Here is a 26,011-nt window from a genome sequence, read left to right as displayed (position 1 = left end):
CGCGATAGCTTTCAGCGCGGCAGCGCCGCAACTATGGGCGCAGGCTTTCCATCGGCATCAAGCGGCACGATGCGCAGCCGTGTCAGGCGATTCTTTTCCTTCTTCAGGACGGAAAAGCGCTTCCCGTAAAAGGTGAAAGCCTGTTTCACTTCGGGAATGGTCTGGGTCTCATGAATGACCAGACCGGCAATCGTTGTCGCTTCCTCATCCGGCAAAGACCAGTCAAGCGCGCGGTTGATATCGCGAATCGGCAGCGATCCGTCGACAATCACCGAACCATCCGGCTGCAGGCGAACACCCTGGATTTCGATATCGTGTTCGTCGGCAATATCGCCGACGATTTCTTCCAGAATATCCTCAAGCGTCACCAGCCCCTGCACGTCACCATACTCGTCGACGACGATGGCAATATGCGCCTTCCGGCGGAGAAACGCGTCGAGCTGGTCCTGCAACGTGGTCGTGTCGGGCACGAACCACGGCTTGCGCGCAACCTTCATGATGTCGATGCGCTTGAAATCATTGTCGACGTCGTAAAGCGCGCGCAGCAGGTCCTTGGTGTGGATAATGCCGACAATATTATCGATATCGTCGCGCCAGAGCGGCATACGTGTATGCGGGCTGGCCAGAATATCGCGCACGATCTCATCCGCCGGAGCATCGGCATTGACGGTGCCCATCGAGGTCCGGTGCACCATGACGTCGCTGACTTCCAGCTCCTTGAGGTCGAGCAGGCCGCCCAGCTGGTCACGATCTTCCTTGATGAGCGACTTGTCGCGATGCAGCACCTCGACCGCACCGCGCAATTCCTCCTGCGGGCTCAACATGGACCGACCGGCGGCAAGATTGATGCCACAGAGCTTCAGGATCGCGCGCACAATGCGGTTCACCGCACTGGAAATCGGGCCGAGGATCAGGACGACCAGCGACACGCCGCGTGCAACGGCAAGCGAAAACCGGTCTGGACCGGAAATCGCCCAGGATTTCGGCAGCACTTCCGCGAAAATGACCAGAATGACCGTCATTGCCAGCGTGGCATAAGCAACGCCCGCATCGCCGAACAGGTTCAAAAAGATGCTGGTAGCAATGGAGGACGCCAGAATATTGGCGAGGTTGTTGCCGATCAGAAGCGCACCGATCAGCCGGTCGCGACGACTGATGAGGCGCTGGACCAGCCCTGCGCGCTCGTCGCCATTATGTTCGAGCGTGTGCATCCGGGCTCGAGACGCCGCCGTCAGCGCCGTTTCGGACCCGGAAAAGAATGCTGAGAGAATGACGCAGAGCAGGATGATGCCGCACATAACCCAGAGCTCGAAAGCCATCCGCCTTATCCTCTTATAGCAGGGCGCTAAGATGCTGACGCATCACGCCCTGAAGTTGCTCAATCGCCGCACGGGCTTAACCAAGTCTTGATGAGCCAAACTCACCGAGACTTGGTATTATTTCGTTTCCAGACGTTCTTTCAAAAATCCCAGCACGGCGGCTGGCGGCACGTCCTTGGCAATAAAGGACTGGCCGATGCCGCGCGTCAGGATGAAGGTGAGCGCACCACGCGCCACTTTCTTGTCCTGCGCAATATAATCCATCAGCTTTTCCGCCGGTGGCAACCCGCCCGGAACATCCGACAGCCTGTATGGCAGGCCGACCGCCTTCAGATGCGCTTCGACACGCTCCGCATCCTCGATGCCGCACAGGTTCATCTTGACCGAAAAGCGATGGGCCAGCGCCATGCCGATAGCCACACCTTCACCATGCACAAGACGGGTCGAATCGTAGCCCGTTGCCGTTTCCAGCGCGTGACCGAAAGTATGGCCGAGATTGAGAAGCGCCCGGTCACCGGTTTCGCGCTCGTCGCGCGCAACAACGGCTGCCTTGCAACGGCAGGATTCAGCGATGGCTTGCGTCCGTGCCGCGCCGCCGGAGAAGACCTCCTGCCAGTTCTGTTCCAGCCATTCGAAAAAATCCGGGCGGTCGATCAGGCCGTATTTCGCAACTTCGGCATAACCGGCCCGGAATTCACGCGGGCTCAGCGTATCGAGAACCTCCGTATCGGCCAGAACCAGCTGCGGCTGATAAAAGACACCGACGAGATTTTTGCCATGTGCCGTGTTGACCCCGGTCTTGCCACCGACCGAGGAATCCACCTGCGACAGGAGCGAGGTCGGCATCTGCACGAAATTCATACCACGCCGCACGATACCGGCGACGAAGCCCGAAAGATCGCCAACCACACCGCCGCCAAATGCCACGACCGCGTCGCCACGCTCCAGACGCGCCGCCAGTACGGCATTGGTGACGGTTTCCAGCGTGCCGAAGGATTTTGACTTTTCACCCGGTGCAACAATCACCGGCGTCACATCGACACCGGCCTTGGCGAAGCTTGCTGTCAGGCGCTCCAGATGAGCCTTGGCAACATTTTCGTCCGTCACCACCGCCACGCGCACGCCTTTCAGACGCTTCGCCAACTCCTCGCCTGCACGATCCACCAGCCCCTTGCCGATCAGAATATCGTAGGAGCGGTTGCCAAGCGACACGGGAACAGTCGTAACATCCTGGGCGATGGAAGGCGCGTTCATGCGTAGTCTCCAATACATGCGGCGAAGACATCGGTGGCTTGTTCTACCGGACCGATTATGCCTCTAATCTTTCGAGATGATCCGCCAGAACATCGAGCAGTTCGGCAGCGATCACTTCCTTCTTGTCATCCCGCGTCATCAGCTGAAGGTCGGCCAACGCATAGACGGGATAACGTTCATTCATCAGCCGCAGCATGACGCCGCGCGGATCGCTGTTTTTCAGCAGCGGGCGGTTCTGGCGGCGCGATACGCGCTCCATCAGAATATCGATTTCCGCATTGAGCCAGACGGAAACACCTGCACGACCGATTGCCGCGCGTGTTTCGGCATTCATATAGGCCCCGCCGCCGGTGGCCAGAACCATCGGTCCGTCTTCGAGCAGGCGCATGATGACGCGACGTTCGAGATCGCGGAACTCGACCTCGCCATATGCTTCAAACAATTCAGGAATGGTCATGCGGGAAACCGCTTCGATCTCCGTATCGGCATCGCGAAACGGCAGGCCGAGCAAGGCTGCAGCCTTGCGTCCGACGGTGGATTTGCCTGCACCCATCAGCCCCACGAGCACCACGACTTTCGAACCGAGAAGATCGCGGATCAGCTCCGCTTTCTCATGTAGATTGTTTTGTTTTGTCGTGCTGCTCATTGACCTCGTCCATTTGCTCCGGTTCCACATGAAAAACAGGGCGGCGTCAATTGCTTTGATTGGTTTTCAGGGCGTGCATGGCCGCAAGCAAGGCTTTTTTGCATGATTGGGCTCTTGTCTCCTCTTTCATTCCTCCTCCTTGCTTTCGTCCCAATGCCACAGCATAAAAGATGAATGCCTACGCTAACGCGCCTCGTCCTCTTTCTCGCCCTTGTCGCCGCCGTCGTTTATGGCGCGATGTATGCACTTGCCAATTTCGTTGAGCCGGACACACGCGAGATCACCGTCGAAATACCGGCTTCGAAGCTGAAACCGGTCACGATTGCGCCTCCGTCAGCTCCCGCAGCCGAGCCTGCCCCTGCGGAGACCGCCGATACGGCGCCCCAATCGCCGCAGACACCGCAGGAATGACAATGCGCGCATCACTGGCGATCGAGAACTTTCTGGAAATGATGAGCGCCGAACGCGGCGCGGCGGAAAACACGCTTGAATCCTACCGGCGCGATCTTGAGGCGGTGGCAGAGGCGCTGTCGGCCCGAGGCGTCAATCTTGCCGAAGCGGGAGCCGACCATATTCGCAGCGCCATCGATGCCATGGCAACGGAAGGTTTTGCCGCAACATCGCAAGCCCGACGTCTGTCGGCGCTACGCCAGTTCTTCCGCTTTCTCTATTCGGAAGGTTATCGGCAGGACGATCCAACCGGCACGGTCGATGCGCCGAAAAAGCAGAAGCCTTTGCCGAAAATCATGAGCGTTGAGAACGTCACAAAACTACTCGACCGCGCAGCACTTGAAACCAGCGAAGAAGCGGAACCGGCAGAGCGCTTCAAGGCGCTGCGTCTTCACGCTCTCATTGAAACACTTTATGCCACCGGCATGCGCGTTTCCGAACTTGTCGGCCTGCCGGTCGGCGTTGCGCGCATCGACCACCGCTTCCTGCTGGTTTGCGGCAAAGGCTCCAAAGAACGTATGGTTCCGCTTTCGCCCAAGGCACGTGAGGCGCTGCAGCGCTTTCTCGCCTTGCGGGATTCCCTGCCTGGCAGCGACGACAATCCGTGGCTGTTTCCGGCTTTTTCGGAAAGCGGCCACCTGGCGCGTCAGGTTTTTGCCCGCGAATTGAAGGGGCTTGCCGCACGGGCAGGATTATCGGCGGCAGCCGTTTCACCGCACGTGCTCCGCCATGCTTTTGCCAGCCATCTGCTGCAGAACGGTGCCGATCTGCGTACCGTGCAGCAATTGCTCGGCCACGCCGACATTTCAACGACGCAAATCTATACGCATGTGCTGGAGGAAAGACTGCATAAGCTTGTCAGCGAGCATCATCCGCTTGCCGATTAGCCTCTGTCCGGTTATGAGAAAGTCGAAAATTTGCAAGATGAGCCAGTAGTGAATATGTAAAGCGCCGTAAAACAGCCTTTTTCAGGCTCGCAATAGCGCTAATCCCTTTGGAAAACGCACGAACAGTCAGGCCCGATGTACAACTATCTCGATTTTGAAAAACCCGTCGCCGACCTCGAAGGCCAGATTCTGGAGCTGAAGAAGCTCGCACAGGAACAAGGCAGCGTCGAGATGAGCGACGAGATTCGTCGCCTCGAGAAGCGTTCGGCCGATGCGCTGAAGGACATCTATCGCAAGCTGACCCCGTGGCAGAAGACGCAGATCGCCCGCCATCCGGACCGTCCGCATTGCCTGGAATATATTGACCGGCTGTTCACCGAATTCACTCCGCTCGCCGGTGACCGCAAGTTTGCCAATGACGAAGCTCTCCAGACTGGTTTTGGCCGCTTCAACGGTCAGGCCGTTGCGATCATCGGGCAGGAAAAAGGTTCCGACACCAAGACGCGCCTGAAGCACAATTTCGGCTCGGCCCGTCCGGAAGGCTATCGCAAGGCCGTCCGCATCATGGAAATGGCGGACCGTTTCCAGCTGCCGCTCATCACTTTTGTCGACACGGCAGGCGCCTATCCGGGTGTCAGCGCCGAAGAACGCGGCCAGGCTGAAGCCATTGCGCGCTCGACTGCAGAATGCCTCCGGCTGCGCGTCCCGGTCATCTCGATCATCATCGGTGAAGGCGGTTCGGGTGGCGCAATCGCCATCGCCGTTGCAAACCGCGTCTATATGCTTGAGCATTCAATCTATTCGGTCATTTCGCCAGAGGGCGCGGCCTCGATCCTCTGGCACGATTCCACCCGCGCCAAGGATGCCGCCTCAAGCATGCGTATCACCGCACAGGACCTGTTTGACCTGAAGGTCATTGACGGTGTCATTCCTGAACCTATGGGTGGCGCGCATCGCGGCAAGGAAGCCGTCATCGATGCGGCTGGCGATATCATCACAGCATCGCTGCGCTCGATGAAGGATATCGACGGCGAAACGCTGAAGCAGGAACGCCGCCAGAAATTCCTCGAAATCGGCCGCAACATCTGATTTTCACCGCGAATTGGAGCGCATCCCGAAAAGTGTAATACGGTTTTCGGGGGTAAGATGCGCGGTTCAGAACAAAAAGAAGACCCGTCCGGGAGGCCTCGCGCCTCCCGGATTTGCATCATGCTGCAAATTCGGCCATATTGCCGACGCGCTGGATTTCAAAGCATGTCGCGGAAAAGTGGAAACCGGTTTTCCGGAACCGACATGCTCCAGAAAATAAACAGCTAAAGCGCATCGCAAAGATATGATAGAACGCGACGCGCTTTAGCTATCTGAGCAAGGATTTATAAACGATACCGTAAGGTTTCGGTTTTAAAATTCGACGTTCAGGAAATTGGCTTTTGCTCATAAAGTCTCTGGCGTAGCTCTAACAGACTCGATGCGACATGAAGATCAGAACCGCAATTCTAGGCTCCGTAATGGCAACCGCGCTCCTCGCCGGCTGTCAGGGTTCGTCCGTATCCGATCTAAGCCTCCGGGCCGAGAAGCCGCTTCCCGAGAAAGTCGTTGCCAAGATGAAGGCGAAGGGCATGACCCGCACCTCGCCAATCATGGTACGCATTTTCAAGGAAGAAGGCACACTCGAGGTCTGGAAGCAGAAGAACAACGGCAAGTACGACCAGATCGCGTCCTACGACATCTGCAAATGGTCGGGCAAGCTCGGGCCGAAATATATCGAGGGTGACCGTCAGGCGCCGGAAGGTTTCTACAACGTCCGCCCCGCCCAGATGAATCCGAATTCGAGCTATTATCTCTCGTTCAACATCGGCTTCCCCAACGCCTATGACCGCGCCAATGGCCGCACGGGCCAGCACCTGATGGTGCATGGCGCATGCTCGTCGTCGGGTTGCTACTCGATGACCGACGAACAGGTTGCCGAGATTTACGCCTTCGGTCGCGACGCCTTCAAGGGCGGCCAGCGCGATTTCCAGATTCAGGCGTTTCCGTTCCGTATGACAGCTGCCAACATGGCGCGATACAAGAGCGACCCGAATTATTCCTTCTGGAAGATGCTGAAGCAGGGCTACGACTCTTTCGAGGTCACCAAGGTGCCGCCGAAGGTCGATGTCTGCGAAAAGCGCTATGTGTTCAACGTCGCGACACCGGACGGCCAGCCTCTGTCCGCAACGGACGCCTGCCCGCCATCGGCTGGCGGCGAGGCCATGTCCTATGCGTCTTACGAAAAGACCTACCAGTCGGCATTCAGCGCCAGCCAGAAGGCACCGGCACCGTCTATTCAGGGCATCGCCGAAGCCAAGCTCGTCTCCGCCTGGAGCGCTGCGCGTGCACGCGGCGAAAAGGTAACACGGGAACCGCCGTCACTCACCGCTTCTTCCGCTGAAAAGGCGGGCGCACCGGACATTCGCCCGGCAACGCCAGCCGCACAGCCGACAGCCATTGCTGCAACGCCGCAACCGGCTGCTGTTCCGGCTCAGCCGACGACACAGACCGCAGCTGTGCCCGCACCACAGCCAAACCCGGCTGCAGCGCAGGCTGCTCAGTCCGTTTCACCCCAAGTCTCACCGATGACGACGGCCAGCACGGTGGCGCAGAATGTCGAACAGCCGGCAGCTGTCGCAGCCCCCGAACCGAAGAAGCCATGGTGGAAGATCATCGGGAACTGATGGCCTTGCAGGATGACATTCCTGTCTACGACCTGAGGGGGCTTAAATGCCCCCTTCCGGTTTTGAAAACCCGCAATCGTCTGGAAAAAATGCCGAGCGAAGCGCTTCTCTGGGTGGAAGCGACCGATCCGCTGTCCGGCATCGACATCCCGCATTTCTGCACGCAGGAAGGCCACGCCCTGGTCGCACAGGAGCACCAAGGGACGTTGCATCGCTTCCTTATTCGAAAGAAATAAGTATCAGTTCCGGGGCGAAAAACCCGGAATAGCCAGCGGATTTTCCATCAGCGCGGCACGGTCTGGCCTATCGAGCGCAGGACGCCCCAAAAACGCATCAAAAAGCTCGCGAACATAGGTTTCCGGCAGATCCTTCACGATCATCACCAGAAGCGTTTCGCGTTTATCCTGCGGCCATTGCGGCAGGCGCGCTGGCGGATGGAATATCTTCTGCACCCCATGAATCACGACAGGGCGATCCGGGTCTTCGGCAATCTGCACGATGCCCTTCACACGCAGAAGCTTCTCGCCATGCGTCGAGCGCAAAAGATCAAGGAACATGTCGAAGGTCGATAGCGGGATCGGCGCATCGTGACGAAGCGAAAAGGACCGGATCGCATCGTCATGGTGATGATGGTCGTGATCGCAATCCGGCCCGCATACATGGTCATGCCCATGATGAGAATGCCCGTGATGGGAGTGGTCATGATAACCGGCCTCATAGGCTTCCGCCTTGAGCCAGCGCTGCACGTCCGCCGATTTCGTTTCCGGATTATAGAGACCGCATTCAAAAAGCGCCGCATAACCCGTGCGCTGTTCACCAGCTTCCAGAATGTCTGCGCCGGGATTGAGCGCATGAAGACGCGCCTTCAATGCCGCCAGTCCTGACTGCGCTTCCGGCAGATCGGTTTTGGTCAGCACGATGCGGTCGGCCATTGCCGCCTGCTTGACGGCTTCCTCGTGATTGTCGAGCGTCGCCATGCCGTTGACGGCATCCACGGTCGCCAGAACACCGTCCAGCCTGAAAGCCTGCATGAGCACCGGATGCCCCATGATCGAATGCAGCACCGGCGCCGGATCGGCGAGCCCGGTGGTTTCGATGATGACGCGCTTCAGCGCCTTGATGCGCCCGGTCTGGAGCCGGTCGATCAGGTCGGCCAGCGTATCCACCAGCTCGCCGCGCACCGTGCAGCACAGGCAGCCGTCGGAAAGCTCGATCACGCCCTCGCTCGCCTGCTCAACCAGCAGATGATCAATGCTGATCTCGCCGAACTCGTTGATGATGACCGCCGTATCGCTCAGCGCCGGATCTTTCAGAAGCCGGTTGAGAAGCGTCGTCTTGCCTGAACCAAGAAAACCGGTCAGCACGGAAACGGGAATGGGATTCGGCATATCAGTTGATCGCGGTGGTATTGGCACCGGCGGAACGCTGCGGACGCGGCATTGGCACCGGAATCTGCGAAATGTCGAGCTGGCTCGGGCGGGTCGTCGGACCCGGTTCGGAAACCAGACCGACGCGAACCGGAACCGGATCGCGATCCATCGCATGGATATAAGGCGAATTGATTTTCAGCTTACCCTCGACATCGCGACCGTCCCAGCGATCGGCCATGGCCTGCTGGCTGCAGATAGCCTTGCGCATATCGACGGCCTGATTGAGATTTCCGCCGGCTGCGGGGCGCAAGGTCGCCAATGTAGCGCCACCGCTCGCATTTGCCCTGAAAGCGTCAGTCATCAGCTGTGCTGCCTGAACCGCGCGCGCTTCCTGCCGGTCCGCACCGAGAACAATTGCCAGCACGGTCCGACCGTTGCGCGTGGCCGAACTTGCAAGATTGAAGCCGGATGCACAGACGAAGCCGGTCTTCATCCCGTCCGCCCCGTCATAGCGGCCAAGCAGGATGTTGTAATTGGCCTGAACTTTCTTGCCCGCGCCCGGATCGATCGCCTCGGTCGCAAAATAATGCGCATATTGCGGAAATTCGCGGCGCAGCTGCACGGCCAGAACCGCGAGGTCGCGAGCCGTTGTGTAGTTATTGGGATTATGCAAGCCGTTCGGATTGGCGAAATGCGAGCCGACCATACCGATACGCTGCGCTTCCGCATTCATGCGCTGCACGAAACCGGATTCCGTTCCGCCCACGGCCTCGGCAACGGCCACCGCAACATCATTGGCCGACTTAACCAGCATGATCTTCAACGCCGTATCGAGCGTCATGACCGATCCCGGCTTGTAGCCCATCTTGCTCGGCGGTTCCTTGGCGGCGTTGACCGTCATGCGCACCGGCGAATCCAGCGTCATCTGGCCCGACTGAAGCGCACGGAATGCCACATAGGCCGTCATCATCTTGGTCAGGGAAGCGGGATACCAGCGCTGAAAAGCTTCCTGCTGCTGGTAGACCTTGCCTGTTGCCACATCCACTGCGATCGAGGGATTAGCGGCGGCGGACGCCAGTGCGGTCGCGGACAAGCCAACAGCTGCAAACCAGATTTTCAATGATTTCGACATCATTCCGTAGTTCCAATCGAAATAGCCTGCAACTTCTGCGGGTTCGAATTGCTCTATAATGGGAGATTAACGCTTTCTTTATCTATGCCATGTGGCGATGAAAAGGCAAACAGGGATTGCCCGCTTTCACCGAAACGTCATATCCTGTTTCCTTCAAATCACGCCCAATCCGGGGAGCCATCAGAAAATGCCAGTGTTGAATCGTGCCGTTGAAACGCAAGCGGAAATTGCCGCATGGCGCCGAAAACTGCACCAGAATCCTGAACTTCTCTATGACGTGCACGAAACTGCACAATTTGTCGAAGACAAGCTGAAATCCTTCGGTTGCGATCTTGTGGAAACAGGCGTCGGACGCACAGGCGTGGTTGGCATCATCAAGGGTCGCCATGGCGATGGCCCGGCAATTGGCCTGCGCGCCGACATGGATGCCCTGCCCATCACCGAAACGAGCGGTGTCGAATGGGTCTCGCAAAATCCCGGCAAGGCGCATTCCTGCGGCCATGACGGACACACCTCAATGCTGCTGGGCGCAGCGCAATATCTCGCAGAGACCCGCAATTTCCGCGGCTCGGTCGCGCTTCTGTTCCAGCCTGCCGAAGAAGGCGGCGCCGGTGGCCTCGCCATGGTCGAGGACGGCGTGATGGACCGTTTCAACATTTCGGAAGTCTACGGCATCCACAATATGCCGGGCCTGCCGGTCGGACAGTTCGCGATGCGAAAAGGCCCGATCATGGCAGCGACGGATGAATTCGATCTCTTCATCACAGGTCGCGGCGGCCACGCAGCGCAGCCGCATCGCACCATTGATCCGATTCTGGCAGGTTCCCAGCTGATGATCGCCCTTCAGGGCATTGTTTCGCGCAATGTCGATCCGCTTGATTCACTTGTGATCTCGGTGACGAAGTTCATTGCGGGCGAGGCTTATAATGTGATCCCGGAAAAGGCGACGCTGTCGGGCACGGTCCGCACGCTCAAGAAGGAAACCCGCGCCTTTGCCGAACGCCGTATCCGTGAAGCTGCCGCCGGTATCGCAGCCGCCACCGGTGCGGAAATCACCGTGCGCTACAAGAACAATTATCCGGTCACCTACAACCACGATGCGCAGACGGAGTTTGCCGCCCGCGTCGCCAGCGCTGTGGCGGGCGAAGGCAAAGTGGATGAGAGTGTCGAGCCGATGATGGCGGCGGAAGATTTTTCCTACATGCTGGAAGCGCGTCCCGGCGCCTATATCTTCCTCGGCAATGGCGATACGCCCGGCCTTCACCATCCGGCCTATGACTTCAATGACGATGCCATTCCCTATGGCGTCAGCTATTTTGTAGCGGTAGCGGAAACGGCGCTTGCCGCCTGATAGCTGAATAAATCCGCCTGCCCCGCTTTTTGCGGGGTTGGCGACCAGCATGAAAAACAGTATGTGTCTGAAAGCATTCGCAATGCTGGAATCACCGGCGAATGCTCATCGGTTGGTCCCGTAGCTCAGTAGGATAGAGCGACAGATTCCTAATCTGTAGGTCACAGGTTCGATTCCTGTCGGGATCACCAACAAAATCAATAAGTTGGCGATTATCATAGAGAATTTTATGTTGCGTTTTGTTGCAGTTTATTGCTGTTGATTATCAACGACTTACCAAGACAAACCGCTAGTCCATGCAACATGAACGTGACACCGCGGACAACTTGGCATTACACGTCATCAAATTCATCGAACGGATTTGGAAAAATCCTTCGCGCAGCAAAAAAGCCCACGGTTCTTACACCCGGAAATCGCTGATTGAGTGTAACGTCCCGATTGCTGCCGCCTTTTGAACCAAGGCCTCGTGGCATAAGACACGTGTTTAACGACGTCGTTAGCGACGTGTCTTATGCGAGGATTGGATGCGAGTTGAGGTTCTTGGCGCGGAACGGCGTCGTCGCTGGGGCGATCAGAAGAAACTGGATATCGTCATGTCGATTGGGATCGGCGGTGCGACGGTCACGGATGTGGCTCAGCGGTACGATGTGACCCGTCAGCAGATTTACACATGGCGACGGGAACTGAAGAAGAAGGGTCTTCTGCTCTCTTCGCGGGAAGCCGTATTTCTTCCTGTTGATATGGGTAGTGAGCAGATCCCTTCTGGGGTTAGCGATGACGCTGATGCTTCGTCCTCAATGATTGAATTGCACTTGCGCTGCGGTCGCAGCCTTCGTTTCACGAGCACGCTGGAGGATACGGTGCTGGCACGGCTCATCCGGACGGTGGAACAGGCATGATTGGACCGGGCACTGGCGTTCGGGTTTACCTTGCCTGCGGCGTGACAGATATGAGGAAAGGTATTGAGGGCCTTTCGATGTTGGCGCAGGATGTCTTGCGCCAGAAGCCGACAGGTGGAGCTGTCTTCGCCTTTCGCGGGCGGCGTGGTGATCGGGTGAAGCTGTTGTATTTTGATGGCCAGGGATTTTGCCTTTACTATAAAATCCTGCAGAAAGGGCGTTTCCCCTGGCCTTCAGCGGCCGATGGGACGGCTCGACTGACAGCAGCGCAGCTGGCGATGCTATGGGAAGGAATAGATTGGAGACGTCCGGACTGGGGTGCTCCGCCCGCCCGCGTCGGTTGATTTTATCTTACTGAAACTACTTGTTTTTATGGCGTTCTGTCCTGACTTATGCTAGTCAGGATCATGTCGAATGCGAGCTCAATTTTTCCTGATGATCCAGCCTTTCTGAAGGCAATAATCACCGCCTTGCAGGCGGAGAATGCGAAGATGTCGGCGGCGTTGAAAGCACACGATCACCTGATCCAGGGTCTGAGGCTACGCATTGCGCGATTGAAGAAACAGGTCTTCGGCAAGTCTTCTGAAAAAATCGAGCGGGAAATTGCGCAACTGGAACTGGCGCTGGAGGATCTGTTGATTGCCAGCGCCGAGCATGAGGCCGGGCCCGTCGAAGAGCTTGAAAACGATACGGCTTGCGGTCCGGAGGAGACTTTAAAGCCCAAGTCATCACGTCGGCGTCCACGTGTGTCGGAAAATGCTGTTCGCGAACGTCGTGAACTGGATCCCGGTCATTGCTGTCCTGCGTGCGGAGGCGAGTTGCGTTTTGTTGGAGAGGATGTCAGCGAAATCCTCGACATGATCGCAGCGACGATGAAGGTCATCGAGATCGCCAGGCCAAAGAAGTCATGCCGTTGCTGTGAGAAGATGGTGCAGGTTCCTGCTCCCAGCCGCCCGATACCGGGCAGTATGGCTGGTGCCGGGCTTCTGGCCTATATTCTGGTCTCCAAATTCGATGATCATCTGCCGCTCTATCGCCTCAACGAGATATTCGCGCGGATGGGGGCCGATATACCTGACAGCACACTGGTGGATTGGTGCGGTCGTGCCATGCAGGTGCTCCGTCCGCTGATCGAGCGCATTGAGATTGAGATCATGAAAAGCGATCTCCTCCATGCTGACGATACGCCGATCCGGGTGCTGGATCGCTCATTGCGCGACAAGGGATTGGGCAAAGGTGTGAAGAAGGGCAGGATCTGGACATATGTCCGCGATCAGCGTCCATGGGCAGGTAGTGCGCCACCAGGTGCGGTTTATTACTTCGCGCCCGACTGGAAGGAAGAGCACGTTCATCGCCATCTCGAAAAGGCGAGTGGCATTCTTCAGGCCGATGGCTACAAAGGCTATACGAAGCTATATGAGCCGGGATCGGACGGAAAGCGTCGGTTCTGGGAAGCTTCATGCTGGGCGCATTGGCGGCGTGACTTTCATGACATCTGGACCGCGAACAAATCCGGGATTGCGCGCGAGGCTCTCGATCGGATCGGTGCGCTGTATGATATCGAACGGGATATTGTAGGCCGGCCCGCCGATGTACGGCTCGCCACGCGTCAAAAGCACAGCAAGCCAAAGATCGATGAACTGCACGCATGGGCAGAAAAGCAGTTGCTTCGCATTCCGGGAAAAAGCGAACTTGCGAAAGCTTTGCGCTATGGGCTGAGCAGATGGCCGTCACTCTGCCTGTTCCTGGAGGACGGACGCGTGGCCATGGACAACAACGCTGCGGAACGAGCCCTCAGACCGATAGGAGTAGGACGCCGGAATTGGTTGTTCGCAGGCGCTGACACCGGCGCGGAAACCTTGGCACGCGCCATGACGATCATTGAAACAGCGAAGATGAACGGCATCAACCCGCAAGCTTATCTGGCCGATGTGCTCGACCGCATTCACGACCACAAGATCAATCGGCTCGATGAGTTGCTCCCGTGGAATTGGAAGCCCCTCGCAGCTGAACATGCAAAGGCAGCCTGATGACCACGGTCAGATTTGTTTACACGCTCGACTATGTCGCCGAAATGCTCGAAGAGGATGTCGATCTTCTTCAGGCGATCATCTACAATGATGACAACTTGACCTATGGCAATATCATCAGTGTCGTGACCGGAGACGACCAGTCTACAAGCGCCCTGACGGACGACGGCATTGATGAGCTAAGACAGATGCTGGCTGACGCCCGTAAATCAGTCCAAAATGGCAAGAATTCCTCGAATGCTTTGTCGATGACGAAGAGATCGTCGCCCGCCTCAAGACATATTCACCACGGTAACAATCGGGCGGTTACGATTGAGTATCGAACACATCGCGCGATAATGGGCCCCGGCAGTCAACATATCGTCAAAAATGGCAATCTTTTTCGGGGTCGGTGAAGCCAGTTTCTCATTAATTTCGTAATTGTTAAGCAAGTCCTCGACGGTGTGACGTAGTCCTTCGTGTGCCGCTGTTAAGGATGAAGTTTGGATCACCAGTTCCCTAACGTCCAAGTCAGTTGCAATCCCCTTACACACACGCGTGATGCGATTATCGTAATCCGGGTGGCTCTCCGTCTTAGATGGAGGCACCGGAACTAGGGTTGCTTCTGCTAGCCAATCTAAATTGATGGATCGGCGAAAATGGATCGCGCATTCGTCAACTGCGCGGCTCTTATAACGAAGTTCAGCCGCACTGCTTCGGCTAGGTTTCTTCTTTAAATTGGAAATGAGGCTATTTGCTTTACCATAGCTATAACCTTTACCAGAAGTGTACTCTAATAGAAAATAACACTCATCGTCAGCGACCAAGTATGAATGATCGCCGATATTGCTATCATCAATTCTGGTGAGCTTGATATTATTGGCCAAGGTTATTCCAAATGTCGTCGATATTTCTAACTCGAATTGCGCCCTGCTTTTCGTAATACGCAGGCCACGTGATATCCGAACGCTCAAAGCAAGAGTTCAAAATAAATAGCTTTCGACCTTGATGTATGGCCGCACGAGCTTGAGTTAACGTTCCGGATGTCTCTCCTGCCTCTACGATAATTGTCGCCTCAGTCAACGCACTCATTGTAACGTTCCGTTCGGGAAAGAATAAGCGATTTTGAGGAACGGCCTGACGTGCGTAACGAAGAACAGGCACCTGCGATATTAAGAGATAGTCCTTAGCAATTTTTTCTTGGAGCGCCTTGTTCTCCTTGGGATAGAAATCTCCCAATGGGGTGCCAATCACTGCGATTGTCCGCCCGCCAATTGCTATCGCTGCTTCGTGGGCTTCACGGTCAATACCAGCAGCCAGACCGGAAACAACTGTGTATCCGTCGCTTCCCGTACCGCTCCGTCCTGCGACTAATCCCTGCGCTAGCTGACGAGCCCGCTTCTTTCCGTCATCAGACGCTTTACGACTTCCAACTATGGCAACTGACGGTGTTTCCGTTAGTTCCCATGTCCCCTGAAAGTACAACATTTCGACGGGGTGACGGGCATCGCGTAATTTTTGAGGATAATCTCCTGCGTGGTGTATACGTACACCGAAGTGATGAACGCCTTTTTGCTTAAGACGCTTGAACACTTCATCCGCGCATTGTTCGGCGATCTTTGGTGAAACAAAATCCGAAGGCATTGCTGTCGGGTCCGCGGCAAAACGCGTCGCAATTGATCTAAAGCTAGCACTCTGTTCAAGCCACATGGCCTCGTACGCTCCAAGCTCATGCTTAGGCGATATCGGTGATAAGGCGGGGCCGTCGTGCTGACGTAGCAAGGACATACTCATAGCTTCGCTCCTGCCTCCTATAATTATTAGTTTAGATTTCTCCGCAAGTTTCAAAACAAGCGATTGACACTTTTTTTGTGAAGCATGAAACTCAGAAAATAGCAAATAAGGCAAAGGGCTCAAATCCCGTGCAACTTCGCCAATTCCCTTGCCCTTGTTAGAAGTTTGTCAATCGCCGGATGGCCGAAGTTCGCCCACACCAGTTGCCGACGGCAAGCGTCGATATCTCCGAGATCAGCACGGTTCTCTAAAAGTACGTCAGCCATTTGGCGGGCGATGAAAGCATGAATGCTGTCACGAGTGTGCTGCGACGGAAGTTGATGAACTATCATGGTATTCCTTTTTGGGTATAGTAACTATTTTTATAGGTTTTTTCACCATAAACAATGAATTTAATTGCGGTCAATACGTTTTTGGGTATCGTACCCAAAAAAATATGGATGATACAAAATGGCTATTACGGGAAACCAGATAAGAGCGGCACGCTCACTACTCGGCTTGGAACAGGTGGCGTTGGCCGAAAAAGCTGGCGTTAGCACCAATACTATACGCAATATGGAAGCGGCTGGAACTGATCGAGTTCGCGTAAGAACCGATACTTTGGACGCAGTGACTGACGCACTAAAGGCAAATGGTGCGGTTTTTATCGATGACGGCGAAACCTCAATCGGCGGCCCGGGCGTTCGATTGCAGGCACGCTGATTAAGATCGGCTCTTGTCGCCTTTGGTGACGGAATGCCACCGCGCGGTGACTTTGGTGTCGTCGTCTTTTCGGCTTGCCCTCTTGGCTGGCAATGGGGCGTCCGCCTTAAGCGGCGGCAGCCCCTTTAGCCACCGCTCGTGATCTTCGATGGCGTCGGCTTTTGCGATCGCGCTGACCAGCTTCAAAAATCGTGGATCAAGAGGAGCTTTTTCTGTCATGATGGGCCTCATGAGATGACTTCGCGCAACAACGGCAGCCCGGTCAGACTATCATGAAAATGCATGTCCAGTTCATCACAACACCGCAGGGAGAGGAAATGGCAGTGCTCGCCAAGGCCGATTATGACAAGCTGCTTGAAGCTTTCGAGGATCGCGAAGATATTGCCGCCGCCCGCACCTTCCGCGAAAAGTTGGCTGCCGGTGATGAAGAATTGATCTCGGCCGAGTTCGTCAATCGCATGATTGACGGCGAGAACAAAATCAAGGTCTGGCGTGATTATCGTGGCATGAGCGCGAAGGCGCTCGCCGATGCTGCCGGTATCAGCGCTGCCTACTTGTCGCAGATTGAAAAGGGCTTGCGTGAAGGCTCTCTCGACGCGATGAAGAAGATTGCAGAAGCGCTCAAGGTTACAATTGACGAATTGGCCTGAAATAGCCGGTTAAAAGTCGTCCCAAGGGTTCGTTGAAACCTGAATTTCGCGATACGGCAGTTCATCAAACGCCAAATCGATTTCCCATCGATCCCAAATCACTCGGCTATCTATCATCTTGGGCGCTGGCATGCGCCCATCTTTCACCATTTCATCGAATTTTGATGTTCCCACGCCAAGGTAAAAAGCTGCATTTGTGCGTGAGAGGCCTCGCGGCACAAAACTAGGTGTCTTCATCTCAAACTCCGTAAATGCCACCTGATGAAATTTGGCAACAGCGTGAAAGCATAAAAAGTTAACGGATTGCCGTTTACGTCAGAGCGTATAAGGGTATGTTAACCACACTGTGGTGTGTTGGCGGAAAAGGAATACCTCTCATGAGCACCATCTACACTATCGGTTACGAAGGCACAGATATCGACAGGTTTGTGCGCACGCTTCAGATCATCGGTGTACAGGTGCTTGCGGACGTCAGAGCGTTGCCGCTCTCACGGAAGAAAGGCTTCTCGAAAAACGCACTCAAGGATCGACTTACCGAAGCCGGTATCGAGTATCATTCGTATCAGGCGTTAGGTGACCCGAAGCCGGGCAGAGATGCTGCCCGGGCTGGTCGATTTGACGAATTCCGCAAAATATATACAGCCCATATCGAAACAGAGGCAGCCAAAGAGAAGGTGCAGGAACTGTCCCTGACAGCATCCAAAAAAGTTACCTGCATGCTATGCTTTGAACGCGATCCAAAGACATGCCATCGCACCATCATCGCCGAAAAGCTCGTTAAATACGGTGTCTCGTCTTTTGATCTTTATGGCGATGACCCAAAAAAATACGAGCGCAATCTCGTCCACCTTCCTTCATCGCGACTGGAAGCCGCCGAATAAACTAAGCGAATAAGTCTGGCGTTTTCGGAATGGGCTGTTTCTTCGGTGGATAGATAAGGCTGATTATCAACCACGTGTCCGGGAAACGATGGATAGTTCCCATCAAGAACATTATTTCCTTATTAGGCAATTCTGTTTCGAGCTTGTTCCGAAATGGCTTTTCCCAATTATCGCCATAGTCGTTTATGCAACGCCAAAATAACGCGCCAGCTTCCCAATCAACAATTTTGTGAGTGTATTCACGTTCTTCACCATCGACTTCACAAATGTATGTATAATAAAAATCAAAAGGAAGTTTTCGTAAAAGCTTTATGTCTTTCGGTTCATCATCAAATAAACCTGCCTGCTTTTGATAGCCAAGAAGCTTGTCCAACTCTTCTTTCGTCCAATCTGGGTCTTTTACCTTACGGATATCCAGTGACTTGATTTTGGTTGGCTTTAAAAGCGCTAATGTGTCGCCGTTAAGCTTGCGGTTATTCTCCAAAGTTTCGAAATCTGAGAAACTTATACCGTCCTTGATCGCCTCTCGTCGAGCCTCCCAATTATTGTCATAGGAAAGTGGGTTGCCGATGCATTCGATTGCATCGATTACCACAGAGTGACTTTCCGGACGATGGTCCTTGCGTGCTTTCACATAATGCACATTCACCCATTGCCATTTTTTGAACTGTTGTTGCGGATTGATTAGGCGAAACGGGATTGGATAAAGCCTGATGAACTTCCCATTTGGCCTAATTCCGGCGACACAGGACGTCTCCGAGTGCTTTCCACTCGGAGAAGGATACGTCTTGCACAGTATCAGGATTTTTTCCTTGTTCCCCGCCATGCCAGCCTCCCACAACTTGCGACAATGAACCAGTTCAACCCTTCATTGCGTGGCGTCGCAATACCGCTTTTGACAATATTCACCAGTTTTATGAAGACGAAACGGACAGCCGGACATTTTGCATGTCCGGCTGTCCGGCGATATGTCCGGTTGCAGGTGGCCAGGCGAAACAGTTGTTGTCAATTCTCTAGGTCTCTGCCTATGTTCTTACCGCATTTGAGGGGCAAAAAGTGACAGGAAGCGACTGGTTAGATTTGGTCAAAATTGTTGTAGGCGCAGGCATCGGCACAGCCGTTGTGCAGTGGCTCGCCTCAATTGCAGCAGACGAAAGGTCGAAGAAGAGCAAGGCTGACTTTTTAGCCTTGCAGCTTGCGATCAACCTCGAAGCGTTCGCGCGTCAATGCATTGAGCTTGATCGCGAAAACGAATTCGCAGAGCACCATCCCGATCAGCAGTTCCCGGATTGGAGCGCCACATTACCCAGTATCAGTCAGACGCCCGATGATATCGACGGCTGGCGCTCGCTGGATCAGAACATGGTAGGTCGTTACTACAACCTATGGGCTGATCGTGACGCAGAGCAGAAATCTCTTTCCGATGCCCTTTACCACGTAGAGGACGATCTAGTGGAATATGTCGCCTTGTCAGTGGAGAAGCTCGGATCACGTGCGCTGAAACTCGCTACCGAAATCCGCACTCGTCACGGCCTCCTCTTGAGCCAGCCTGACATTGGGGAAATGGAAGAACGATTTGTACGGCGGGCAAAGTGGGCGCAGGAACAGCTAGACGCAGAACGTCAGCGAAACGCACGCCTTGCTGCGTCTCTGCTGCCGAAAGATGAGCCTCAAGAGCAATAGCATCGAATACAATTGCCTTTTCAATCCCGCATGTACGGCCGCTTTTCGGCGAATAGCACGGCCGAGAATGAAAAGCTCTCTGTAGCTTCGCCGACAAATTCCAGTGGCGGCCGTCGGCCCATGACTGGCTTCTCGACATAGTCACCGCCGCTATCGCTATCGGTGCCAGTTGGGTTGAGCGGCCAAATCTCAAATGACAGAGCGCCGAGAAGGAAAAGCATTATTCAACTCCTATATCAGCGTGCAGCCCGGAGATTGACGAAGTATCAAGACGCGGTGAAATGACCGGGCTAAGGGTCGTTGCCATCTTCTGTTTGATGCGTGCCATGAACGCGTCAATTTGCTGCTCTGCGGCCGAGAGTTCGGTCGACAGTGCGGCGTTGTATCCATCCATCGTTTGTTTAGCGGCCGCCGCAGCTTCGGCAGGCTGTGCCTGGGGTATTGCTGCGTTGATTTGCTGATCGAGCATTGATCGCTCGGTCTGCAAATTGTCTCGCTCGATGTTTGGCATGTCGCGCATGGCCGGGTGGGTGTTTTTCTCGATCTGCGCAAGTCGGGCATCAATCTCCGCTTGGCGTGCCTGCCATTCAGAAATGTCATGCGCCCGGCCTTCCTCGGGAGTTGCCTCCGGCCCGACCCGCTGACTTCTGCCGACCTTTGACGGATTGATGCCGGTTTTGCTTTCGATCCACGCGTCAATGCCGCTCGTAAGACCCCATAAGTTGCCTTCGGGGTCGACGGCGTCGAGCACTTCCTTGATCGTCCAAGCCGTGCCGATGATGCCGGCACCCTTGGCAGCTTTGCCAAGAAGCGAGCTTCCCTTCGATGCAGCGCCAGCCCCCGCCGCCGCGCCTGCGGCGGCCGCTCCTGCTCCGGTAGCGCCAGCGGCCCCGGAGATACCCATCGTAGCACCGGCAACACCAAGCGCGCCCCGTCCGACGGCAGCAACAGATTTCAAAAGCCCAAGGAGCGACAGGAAAAACGAAAGAACTCCACCACCAACAAGAACAATCGGTCCGAGGACGCCAGCAATCATGAGTGCATAAGTTCCGAATTCGAGGAGCTTCGGGTTCGATTGCGCTAACGATTTCAAGCCGTCAGCGCCAAGCTTGAATGCTTCGGACGCTGTTTTCAGGACGCCGCTTTCCGCGATCGAGACAAAAAGATTTTCGACCGAAGCTTCGAATTCCGCCCAATCTCCGACGATGCCTTTCATCATCGTTTTTGCCATGCGGTCGGTTGCGCCCTTTGCATTCTTCTCGACGTCGGACAGAGCCTTATCAAGGTCGCCAGCGAGAAGTGTAATCAGACGCGAACCCTGTCGGGCGTCGAAGATGCGAGCAATGTCGCCGAGGTCGGCACCCTTTTCGCGCAAGGCACGAATGAAGCCGAAGAAGTCCACTTCCGAACCAGCTGCCGTGAGCACGTCCGTAATAGTTTCGGCGAGTTTCGACTTGTCGACGGCCGAGCCGTCGCCGCCGATGACTTCGGCAAGTTTGGCCGATAGCTTGCTCAAGGACTGGTTGAGGCTCGGGTCGTTGAGAACCTGCTCAATCTGTTTGGTGAACGAGCTTGCATCAATGCCGTCGATTGCAAGCGAGGAAACAACGTCTTGCGCGCTGATCTGTCGGCCGCCCTTAACGAACTTATCAATATCCACGTTGAGGCGGCTTAGAGCTTGCATCATTGGCTTAGTCGGCCGGACCATGCGGACGAGCGCGGATCGCATTGCGACGCCCGCCTCGCTCGCGCGGATGCCGTTCCGTGCCATGACCATCGAAGCGGCCGCAACTTGTTCGATCGACATTCCCGCAGCGGCGGCCATCGGGCCGACGTACTTGAACGTTTCGCCCATCATTCGGACGTCAGTGTTCGAGTTGGACGCGGAGTAGGCAAGGGCGTCATTGACGCGGGTCAGGCTGTCCGACGCTTGCTCGACTGTCTTCATCGGCAAGCGCATCGCGGTCAGGATGTTCGTTGCGATATCGGAGCTTTCCTTGATCGCAATGTCGCCAGCCAGCGCAAGATTGAGCATTCCCTTCATGGAACCCATGATCTGGTCATACTTGAACCCGGCTCGGCCGAGTTCGTAAGCGCCCTTCATGATTTCGGAATTCGTGGCCGGGAAAAGCTCGTTGAGTTCCTTTGCGTAGTTCTGGATCGTCTTGCGCTGTTCATCCGTGAGGTCGGTCACGGCTTGCAGAGCGTTCGACGTCTTTTCAAAGTCATAAACGGCGCGTGCGCCAAAGAAGGTCAGGAAACCAGCGGGCATTGAAAGCCCGGTAGTCATGCTGTGAAGGTTGCGCTTGAGGATTTGAGTTTGCTTGCCGACGTCGGAAACCATCGTGCTAACCGCCCCGCCAATGGCGAGGCGGCGAGCGTTCGTACTGTCAACGGCGTTGCCGATACCCCGAATTGAGTTCGCCGCCGCGCGGGCGGGACCGGCAACGGCGTCAATCAGCCGAACCGTGAGAACGGAAGTCAGATTTGTCATTTTAGCGCCCTCATCGCCACCAATCGGGCGGCGTTTCGTTGTTGCGGGTCAGGCCTTGAGCGACCAAAGACAGAGCTTTGTCGCGTTTTCGATATGCTGTTGCGCGCGACCAGCCACGCGCTTTCAGTTCGGCGTCAAATTTCAGTTTGGTGATGCGGCAACGGAGCCAAAGGGCCAGAACCCGTCCTGCCCCACACTCTCCGAGTAGGTATGTTCCTTGCCAATCGAGAGCGCGTTCAAACAGCGAAACCGCACGTGGTCCATAAGAAGGACGGCGATGCGTCACTTGGTTCGCTTGGATGCTGGACCACCCCTCGGAAAGCCGATCAGCCAGTTCCATAGCAAGTTCCGGCATGACGGATCGCAGGCGGGCCGGGCCTACGCGACCGCCGTGCGTTGCAAGCCAACGAGCCATTTCGACGAGGACTTCCCCGACAAGTTTCGGGGTCCATAGATTGCTGTTCTGAGTGGCATAACTCATTAAAAATCCTAAATTCTGGATACAATTAATGCAAACACCAACTAGGTTTTTCGAAATCCGAAAAACACTCGAATATGGGGCTGCGGCGGCACCGCATGCCTTGGGGGTAGGGTACGGTCCCTTGAGGGGTGGGGGTGCCTCGCCCCGCAGGCGGTCACCCACGCGCACCGTGACCCCGTCGATACCGATTTGACGTCCGCGCAAGAATGCGCTTCTACGGTCAACTATGACGTTTCTGATTGAGCGGGGATCGCGCATGATCACGATCCCCGCTAGTGTGTTCGGGCCGGAGCAAGGGCATGAATGAACCCCATTGGCCCGCACACTGGAGCGGAAGTAGCGGAATGGCTGGTACCACCCCCGCCCTGTCGACGTTATGTTGGTGAAGCAAGCCAACACGATGCCTAAACTCAAGCTTCAATTTCAAGAAACGCGCGCGGATCAACGTCGTGACGACGTGGGATCGTCTGTCCGTTGGCTTCGGCTGACACGATGTAAGCTTCTTCCAAACGCTCTAGGTCAAGCCGCTCGGCCGCAATTGTGCGGAACTCGGCCTCCCGGGCATCGTCGGACAGGCCATCGCCGATCCCTAGATCGTCGATCATTGTTGCAACTATTGATTTCAACTCATCGCGCAGAAGCCAGGTGAAGAAGTGAGCGCCAGCATCGCCGAACAATGCGACGCTTGAACCGTTGGGTACAACGTTGATGCGAAGATTGTCGGCGAGGCGTAAAGGTGCTCCACCACGCGAGCGAGTGTTGATCGAAAGCCGTCCCTTCTCTGCTACAGCATCGATTTCCGCGAAAGCCTGCTCTTTCAATGCATTTACCGGGACGTTCGCCAACTCGACGGCCGATAGCCGCTTATCGAGAGACGCCAATTCTGATCGAATTTTTGTGACGGCAACTACCGGATTGCCTTTCAGTCGAGAGGGATCAACGGCAACCAAATCGAGATTTTCATCCAATGGAGTGCGGTTGAGCCAGCCCTCGACTGTTTCGAGAAAAGCGAACTCGTCTTGCCGCTTGGCGGCTCTCGCCCGGGCATCTGATGCAATACGCAAGGCTCGACGAGCACGCTCTACGGGAGCATCGATACGGGCAAGCCGCTCCTCTTTGCTTTCTCGTGAAGTCTGTGACTGGCCCTCAAAAGAGAGGGTCGATCCCTGAAATTGCTCTTGCGCGCGACGGGCAAAGCCTTCCTGACGCTGAAACTCGAGCCTTGCTTCCTGTTCGCGGTCCGAAGCCGCTGTATATCCGACGTAGGCCGCGCGTTTCTCGGAACGAAATCGCTCAAGTTTGTCCAGCGAGGCGGCAGGTAACACATTCTCTGCGCTCCCCGTTAGTCTGCCGCTCGTCAACTGATTTCCAGTCCTAGCATTTGCCTCGGCGTGTACCTTGTCCCAAAGCTGTTGCGTCTGATCTTTGATACCAAACATGTCAATCCCAATCTCTGATGCTCGTCGGAGTATGGCGGGATTGGCGGGAAAATTCGTCTGACAAGGTATGACACAGAAGCAAAAAAGCAGGCCGAAGCCTGCTTTTACTGACCGAATAGCCGCCTTCGATTGATCCATCGTCGACCAAACACGGTGATTGAAATATCACGCTGTCTGACCCATCGCGCTATCGTTCTTTCATCCACGCGGGCCAAACTAGCAGCCTGACCAGTAGTCACCCATTCACCGTCGGCAAGGTCTACGGTGGTAGGGTCTGGCGGCCATGCTGGGTCCGTCCGGTCAAACAATTCCATAAGGAACCTCCTGCCGTCTAACCGCGCTCGGCATTCATTGCAGCAATAGTTTTTTGCCAAAGGGATTTCGCCCTCCGCTCCGGCGTGGTGCCCAAAAAGCGCGGTTGTTTGTATTAGCTTTCATGCGGTTTTCCTTTCTTGGCGCATGTAGCGGCCATGGATGGCGTGAAAAACGCGCTGACGATTAATCTCTGCGCGAAGGGCATTCGCAAACGCTTGACGCTCGCGGTCGATGATTTTTTCGGAAATGCCGGAAACTGTTTGGATAGAAACGACGGCGGATGAAAACCTATCGATGGCTCCCGCCTGCTCGGCTGATGAAAGGGACAAATACTCGACCGCAAAAATGAAAACCTCTACGCACAGGCGATCGGCGGGAAACATCAAGACTTCAGCGGATCGTCCGGGAGTTTCCAAATTGAATTCAAGCTGCATCGCGCTTCTCCCACTCGAATTGCCGCATGGTTTTCTTTGGCAAATCTGCTTCCATTCGGAGAAGCCCCTGAACGAGAACGCCTTCTGAATTCACTGGGATCAGAGCTAGAGACGCGTCACGGTCCAATCGCACACGAATGAAGGTGGCGTGAGTGTCACGCTTAATTCCCACGTCCACAATCACACATCGCCCGACGCCTTTGATAGATAAACGCTGTCCCGAGCTAAATCCTTGCCGAGCGCCCGACGCGTCATCAGACGCTCGGGAGGGCGCAATATCGTCAAGCTTCGTTACATCAATCAGGTTGGATATATTAGATATTTGGGGAGACCCTCTGAGGGTCTCCCCCTCTATATCTCTATTACTCTTGTCATCGCCCGTTAGATCGCCGCTTTGATTTCGTTCGACTTTTTTCCGTTTAACCGAAGAGTTTTTTCGCGCTTGTACTGAAATTTTTGTGCGATGGGCGATTTCATCCTCAATATATCGAGACCAGATTTTATCCCCGTATTGAACGAGAATACCTGACGTTAAGAACAACTCTATCGCTCGATCGAAAGCAGGTTTCGACGTTCCACACACTCTTGCAAGTCGAGCCGCATCATTGAGCGTAGGCTCGCCGTGCTTGTGAAAGTGAACCAAGAGCTTCATAAGAATGCCAATTTCATTCGCCTTGAGACCAGCAGTCATTCGATCAAACGCGACATAGTCGAAACGAAACCATGGAGACGGTAAGTACGTTTCCCTTGTCATTGTACCCCCCTCCCGCATTTCGAGCGACTGGCGACGGCGAGATCACGCGCCGACGCCGATTGCCAATTGTGCCGGGACATTAGGCAGCCTCTCCAAGAAAAAAGGCTTTGAGTTTACCGCGTTCAACCACCCATCGACCGCCTATTCTCTGGCCTGGGATTTCGCCTTTTTCTAACAGTGCGAATGTTTGGCGCTGTGTGCGCCTGATCTCCAGTGCGATATTTTTCGCGCCCCATATTAGATCGAGCTCATTAGCATTTATACGCTCACCCATCTATCTCTCCTCAGGTAATAAGGGTAACATATGGGTAACATAATGAGGATTATTGCTCAAAGCGGAAATCGCGGATAAT

General features: G+C 55.2%; 30 protein-coding genes, 1 tRNA gene and 1 pseudogene. 15 read left to right on the top strand and 17 right to left on the bottom strand.

What is annotated here, in order from left to right:
• Positions 1 to 11: 11 nt before the first annotated feature.
• From OANT_RS04720 to OANT_RS04710, 3 genes are all read right to left on the bottom strand, one after another.
• Entirely contained in the window at positions 12 to 1,319 is a 1,308-nt protein-coding gene (locus tag OANT_RS04720) for an HlyC/CorC family transporter (RefSeq protein WP_010657614.1), read from the bottom strand.
• A gap of 117 nt (positions 1,320 to 1,436) precedes the next feature.
• A complete protein-coding gene (gene aroB / locus OANT_RS04715; RefSeq protein WP_012091116.1) occupies positions 1,437 to 2,573 on the bottom strand; it encodes a 3-dehydroquinate synthase in 1,137 nt (378 codons plus the stop codon).
• Positions 2,574 to 2,628: 55 nt separating this feature from the next.
• The gene (locus OANT_RS04710) at positions 2,629 to 3,219 is read right to left on the bottom strand and encodes a shikimate kinase (RefSeq protein ID WP_010657616.1); all 591 of its coding nucleotides are present in this window, start codon (positions 3,217 to 3,219) and stop codon (positions 2,629 to 2,631) included.
• A 174-nt stretch (positions 3,220 to 3,393) separates the two neighbouring features.
• On the opposite strand from OANT_RS04710, the gene OANT_RS04705 reads away from it, so the two are divergent.
• From OANT_RS04705 to OANT_RS04685, 5 genes are all read left to right on the top strand, one after another.
• Positions 3,394 to 3,630, top strand: a complete 237-nt coding sequence (locus tag OANT_RS04705) for a hypothetical protein (protein WP_012091114.1) — start codon at positions 3,394 to 3,396, stop codon at positions 3,628 to 3,630.
• A gap of 2 nt (positions 3,631 to 3,632) precedes the next feature.
• Positions 3,633 to 4,556, top strand: coding sequence for a site-specific tyrosine recombinase XerD (xerD, locus tag OANT_RS04700; RefSeq protein ID WP_012091113.1), 924 nt, complete (start codon positions 3,633 to 3,635; stop codon positions 4,554 to 4,556).
• A gap of 135 nt (positions 4,557 to 4,691) precedes the next feature.
• Entirely contained in the window at positions 4,692 to 5,645 is a 954-nt protein-coding gene (locus OANT_RS04695; RefSeq protein WP_010657619.1) for an acetyl-CoA carboxylase carboxyltransferase subunit alpha, read from the top strand.
• 386 nt (positions 5,646 to 6,031) lie between these two features.
• Entirely contained in the window at positions 6,032 to 7,270 is a 1,239-nt protein-coding gene (locus tag OANT_RS04690) for a L,D-transpeptidase family protein (RefSeq protein ID WP_010657620.1), read from the top strand.
• On the top strand, positions 7,249 to 7,506 hold the full coding sequence (locus OANT_RS04685) for a sulfurtransferase TusA family protein (RefSeq protein ID WP_036596460.1): 258 nt from the start codon (positions 7,249 to 7,251) through the stop codon (positions 7,504 to 7,506). The genes OANT_RS04690 and OANT_RS04685 overlap by 22 nt, the downstream gene beginning before the upstream one ends.
• 3 nt (positions 7,507 to 7,509) lie before the next feature.
• Here OANT_RS04685 and OANT_RS04680 read toward each other — a convergent pair whose 3' ends face one another.
• The gene (locus tag OANT_RS04680) at positions 7,510 to 8,658 is read right to left on the bottom strand and encodes a CobW family GTP-binding protein (RefSeq protein ID WP_012091111.1); all 1,149 of its coding nucleotides are present in this window, start codon (positions 8,656 to 8,658) and stop codon (positions 7,510 to 7,512) included.
• A gap of 1 nt (position 8,659) precedes the next feature.
• Entirely contained in the window at positions 8,660 to 9,775 is a 1,116-nt protein-coding gene (locus tag OANT_RS04675; protein WP_012091110.1) for a D-alanyl-D-alanine carboxypeptidase family protein, read from the bottom strand.
• Positions 9,776 to 9,959: 184 nt separating this feature from the next.
• Here OANT_RS04675 and OANT_RS04670 point away from each other — a divergent pair, with 184 nt between their 5' ends.
• The 6 genes and pseudogenes from OANT_RS04670 to OANT_RS27095 all read left to right on the top strand — a co-directional run bounded on the left by OANT_RS04670 (position 9,960) and on the right by OANT_RS27095 (position 14,347).
• The gene (locus OANT_RS04670) at positions 9,960 to 11,123 is read left to right on the top strand and encodes a M20 aminoacylase family protein (protein ID WP_012091109.1); all 1,164 of its coding nucleotides are present in this window, start codon (positions 9,960 to 9,962) and stop codon (positions 11,121 to 11,123) included.
• Between the two features lie 114 nt (positions 11,124 to 11,237).
• Positions 11,238 to 11,314 (top strand) — tRNA-Arg (locus tag OANT_RS04665).
• Positions 11,315 to 11,647: 333 nt separating this feature from the next.
• Positions 11,648 to 12,022: an IS66-like element accessory protein TnpA gene (tnpA, locus tag OANT_RS04660; protein ID WP_011982989.1), complete on the top strand. Its 375-nt coding sequence runs from the start codon at positions 11,648 to 11,650 to the stop codon at positions 12,020 to 12,022.
• Positions 12,019 to 12,366: an IS66 family insertion sequence element accessory protein TnpB gene (gene tnpB / locus OANT_RS04655; RefSeq protein ID WP_011982990.1), complete on the top strand. Its 348-nt coding sequence runs from the start codon at positions 12,019 to 12,021 to the stop codon at positions 12,364 to 12,366. The genes tnpA and tnpB overlap by 4 nt, the downstream gene beginning before the upstream one ends.
• A gap of 63 nt (positions 12,367 to 12,429) precedes the next feature.
• Positions 12,430 to 14,052, top strand: coding sequence for an IS66 family transposase (gene tnpC, locus OANT_RS04650; RefSeq protein ID WP_041545003.1), 1,623 nt, complete (start codon positions 12,430 to 12,432; stop codon positions 14,050 to 14,052).
• Positions 14,052 to 14,347, top strand: a pseudogene (locus OANT_RS27095) (hypothetical protein). Before tnpC ends, OANT_RS27095 begins: the two are co-directional and overlap by 1 nt.
• Here OANT_RS27095 and OANT_RS26695 read toward each other — a convergent pair.
• Both OANT_RS26695 and OANT_RS04635 read right to left on the bottom strand, forming a co-directional pair.
• Positions 14,325 to 14,918 (bottom strand): hypothetical protein, encoded by a 594-nt coding sequence (locus OANT_RS26695; RefSeq protein ID WP_012091108.1) that lies wholly within the window; start codon positions 14,916 to 14,918, stop codon positions 14,325 to 14,327. The pseudogene OANT_RS27095 and the gene OANT_RS26695 overlap by 23 nt on opposite strands.
• Positions 14,908 to 15,825 (bottom strand): DNA-processing protein DprA, encoded by a 918-nt coding sequence (locus OANT_RS04635; RefSeq protein WP_040129075.1) that lies wholly within the window; start codon positions 15,823 to 15,825, stop codon positions 14,908 to 14,910. The genes OANT_RS26695 and OANT_RS04635 overlap by 11 nt, the downstream gene beginning before the upstream one ends.
• A gap of 450 nt (positions 15,826 to 16,275) precedes the next feature.
• Here OANT_RS04635 and OANT_RS04625 point away from each other — a divergent pair, with 450 nt between their 5' ends.
• A complete protein-coding gene (locus OANT_RS04625; protein ID WP_012091106.1) occupies positions 16,276 to 16,527 on the top strand; it encodes a helix-turn-helix domain-containing protein in 252 nt (83 codons plus the stop codon).
• On the opposite strand, the gene OANT_RS04620 is transcribed toward OANT_RS04625, so the two are convergent.
• Positions 16,528 to 16,746: a hypothetical protein gene (locus tag OANT_RS04620; RefSeq protein WP_040129073.1), complete on the bottom strand. Its 219-nt coding sequence runs from the start codon at positions 16,744 to 16,746 to the stop codon at positions 16,528 to 16,530.
• Positions 16,747 to 16,805: 59 nt separating this feature from the next.
• On the opposite strand from OANT_RS04620, the gene OANT_RS04615 reads away from it, so the two are divergent.
• Positions 16,806 to 17,177, top strand: coding sequence for a helix-turn-helix domain-containing protein (locus tag OANT_RS04615; RefSeq protein ID WP_040130042.1), 372 nt, complete (start codon positions 16,806 to 16,808; stop codon positions 17,175 to 17,177).
• 9 nt (positions 17,178 to 17,186) lie between these two features.
• On the opposite strand, the gene OANT_RS04610 is transcribed toward OANT_RS04615, so the two are convergent.
• Positions 17,187 to 17,414: a MerR family transcriptional regulator gene (locus OANT_RS04610; RefSeq protein ID WP_040129072.1), complete on the bottom strand. Its 228-nt coding sequence runs from the start codon at positions 17,412 to 17,414 to the stop codon at positions 17,187 to 17,189.
• Positions 17,415 to 17,509: 95 nt separating this feature from the next.
• Between OANT_RS04610 and OANT_RS04605 the strand changes: the two genes are divergently transcribed.
• Positions 17,510 to 18,058, top strand: a complete 549-nt coding sequence (locus tag OANT_RS04605; protein ID WP_235823018.1) for a DUF488 domain-containing protein — start codon at positions 17,510 to 17,512, stop codon at positions 18,056 to 18,058.
• Position 18,059: 1 nt separating this feature from the next.
• Here the strand turns inward: OANT_RS04605 and OANT_RS04600 are convergent, their stop codons facing one another.
• On the bottom strand, positions 18,060 to 18,884 hold the full coding sequence (locus tag OANT_RS04600) for a DUF8757 domain-containing protein (RefSeq protein ID WP_012091102.1): 825 nt from the start codon (positions 18,882 to 18,884) through the stop codon (positions 18,060 to 18,062).
• Between the two features lie 230 nt (positions 18,885 to 19,114).
• On the opposite strand from OANT_RS04600, the gene OANT_RS04595 reads away from it, so the two are divergent.
• Complete coding sequence (locus OANT_RS04595; protein ID WP_012091101.1) at positions 19,115 to 19,741, top strand: hypothetical protein; 627 nt, start codon at positions 19,115 to 19,117, stop codon at positions 19,739 to 19,741.
• Between the two features lie 20 nt (positions 19,742 to 19,761).
• On the opposite strand, the gene OANT_RS04590 is transcribed toward OANT_RS04595, so the two are convergent.
• The 7 genes from OANT_RS04590 to OANT_RS04560 all read right to left on the bottom strand — a co-directional run bounded on the left by OANT_RS04590 (position 19,762) and on the right by OANT_RS04560 (position 25,932).
• Complete coding sequence (locus OANT_RS04590) at positions 19,762 to 19,962, bottom strand: phage tail protein (protein ID WP_049768391.1); 201 nt, start codon at positions 19,960 to 19,962, stop codon at positions 19,762 to 19,764.
• Positions 19,962 to 22,235, bottom strand: a complete 2,274-nt coding sequence (locus OANT_RS04585) for a phage tail tape measure protein (protein WP_012091100.1) — start codon at positions 22,233 to 22,235, stop codon at positions 19,962 to 19,964. Before OANT_RS04585 ends, OANT_RS04590 begins: the two co-directional genes overlap by 1 nt.
• Before the next feature lie 10 nt (positions 22,236 to 22,245).
• Positions 22,246 to 22,716, bottom strand: coding sequence for a hypothetical protein (locus OANT_RS26975; RefSeq protein WP_197539946.1), 471 nt, complete (start codon positions 22,714 to 22,716; stop codon positions 22,246 to 22,248).
• Positions 22,717 to 23,126: 410 nt separating this feature from the next.
• Positions 23,127 to 24,155: a hypothetical protein gene (locus OANT_RS04575; RefSeq protein WP_012091098.1), complete on the bottom strand. Its 1,029-nt coding sequence runs from the start codon at positions 24,153 to 24,155 to the stop codon at positions 23,127 to 23,129.
• A gap of 434 nt (positions 24,156 to 24,589) precedes the next feature.
• Positions 24,590 to 24,904 carry a hypothetical protein gene (locus OANT_RS04570; RefSeq protein ID WP_012091097.1) on the bottom strand — a complete coding sequence of 105 codons (315 nt, stop codon included), beginning with the start codon at positions 24,902 to 24,904 and terminating at the stop codon, positions 24,590 to 24,592.
• On the bottom strand, positions 24,894 to 25,658 hold the full coding sequence (locus OANT_RS04565; protein ID WP_040129070.1) for a YdaU family protein: 765 nt from the start codon (positions 25,656 to 25,658) through the stop codon (positions 24,894 to 24,896). Before OANT_RS04565 ends, OANT_RS04570 begins: the two co-directional genes overlap by 11 nt.
• 79 nt (positions 25,659 to 25,737) lie before the next feature.
• Positions 25,738 to 25,932, bottom strand: coding sequence for a hypothetical protein (locus tag OANT_RS04560; protein ID WP_040129069.1), 195 nt, complete (start codon positions 25,930 to 25,932; stop codon positions 25,738 to 25,740).
• Positions 25,933 to 26,011: the final 79 nt, after the last annotated feature.

Origin of the sequence: Brucella anthropi ATCC 49188, assembly GCF_000017405.1 — a bacterium.
Taxonomy (GTDB): domain Bacteria; phylum Pseudomonadota; class Alphaproteobacteria; order Rhizobiales; family Rhizobiaceae; genus Brucella; species Brucella anthropi.
This window is presented reverse-complemented; position numbering and strand designations above follow the sequence as displayed.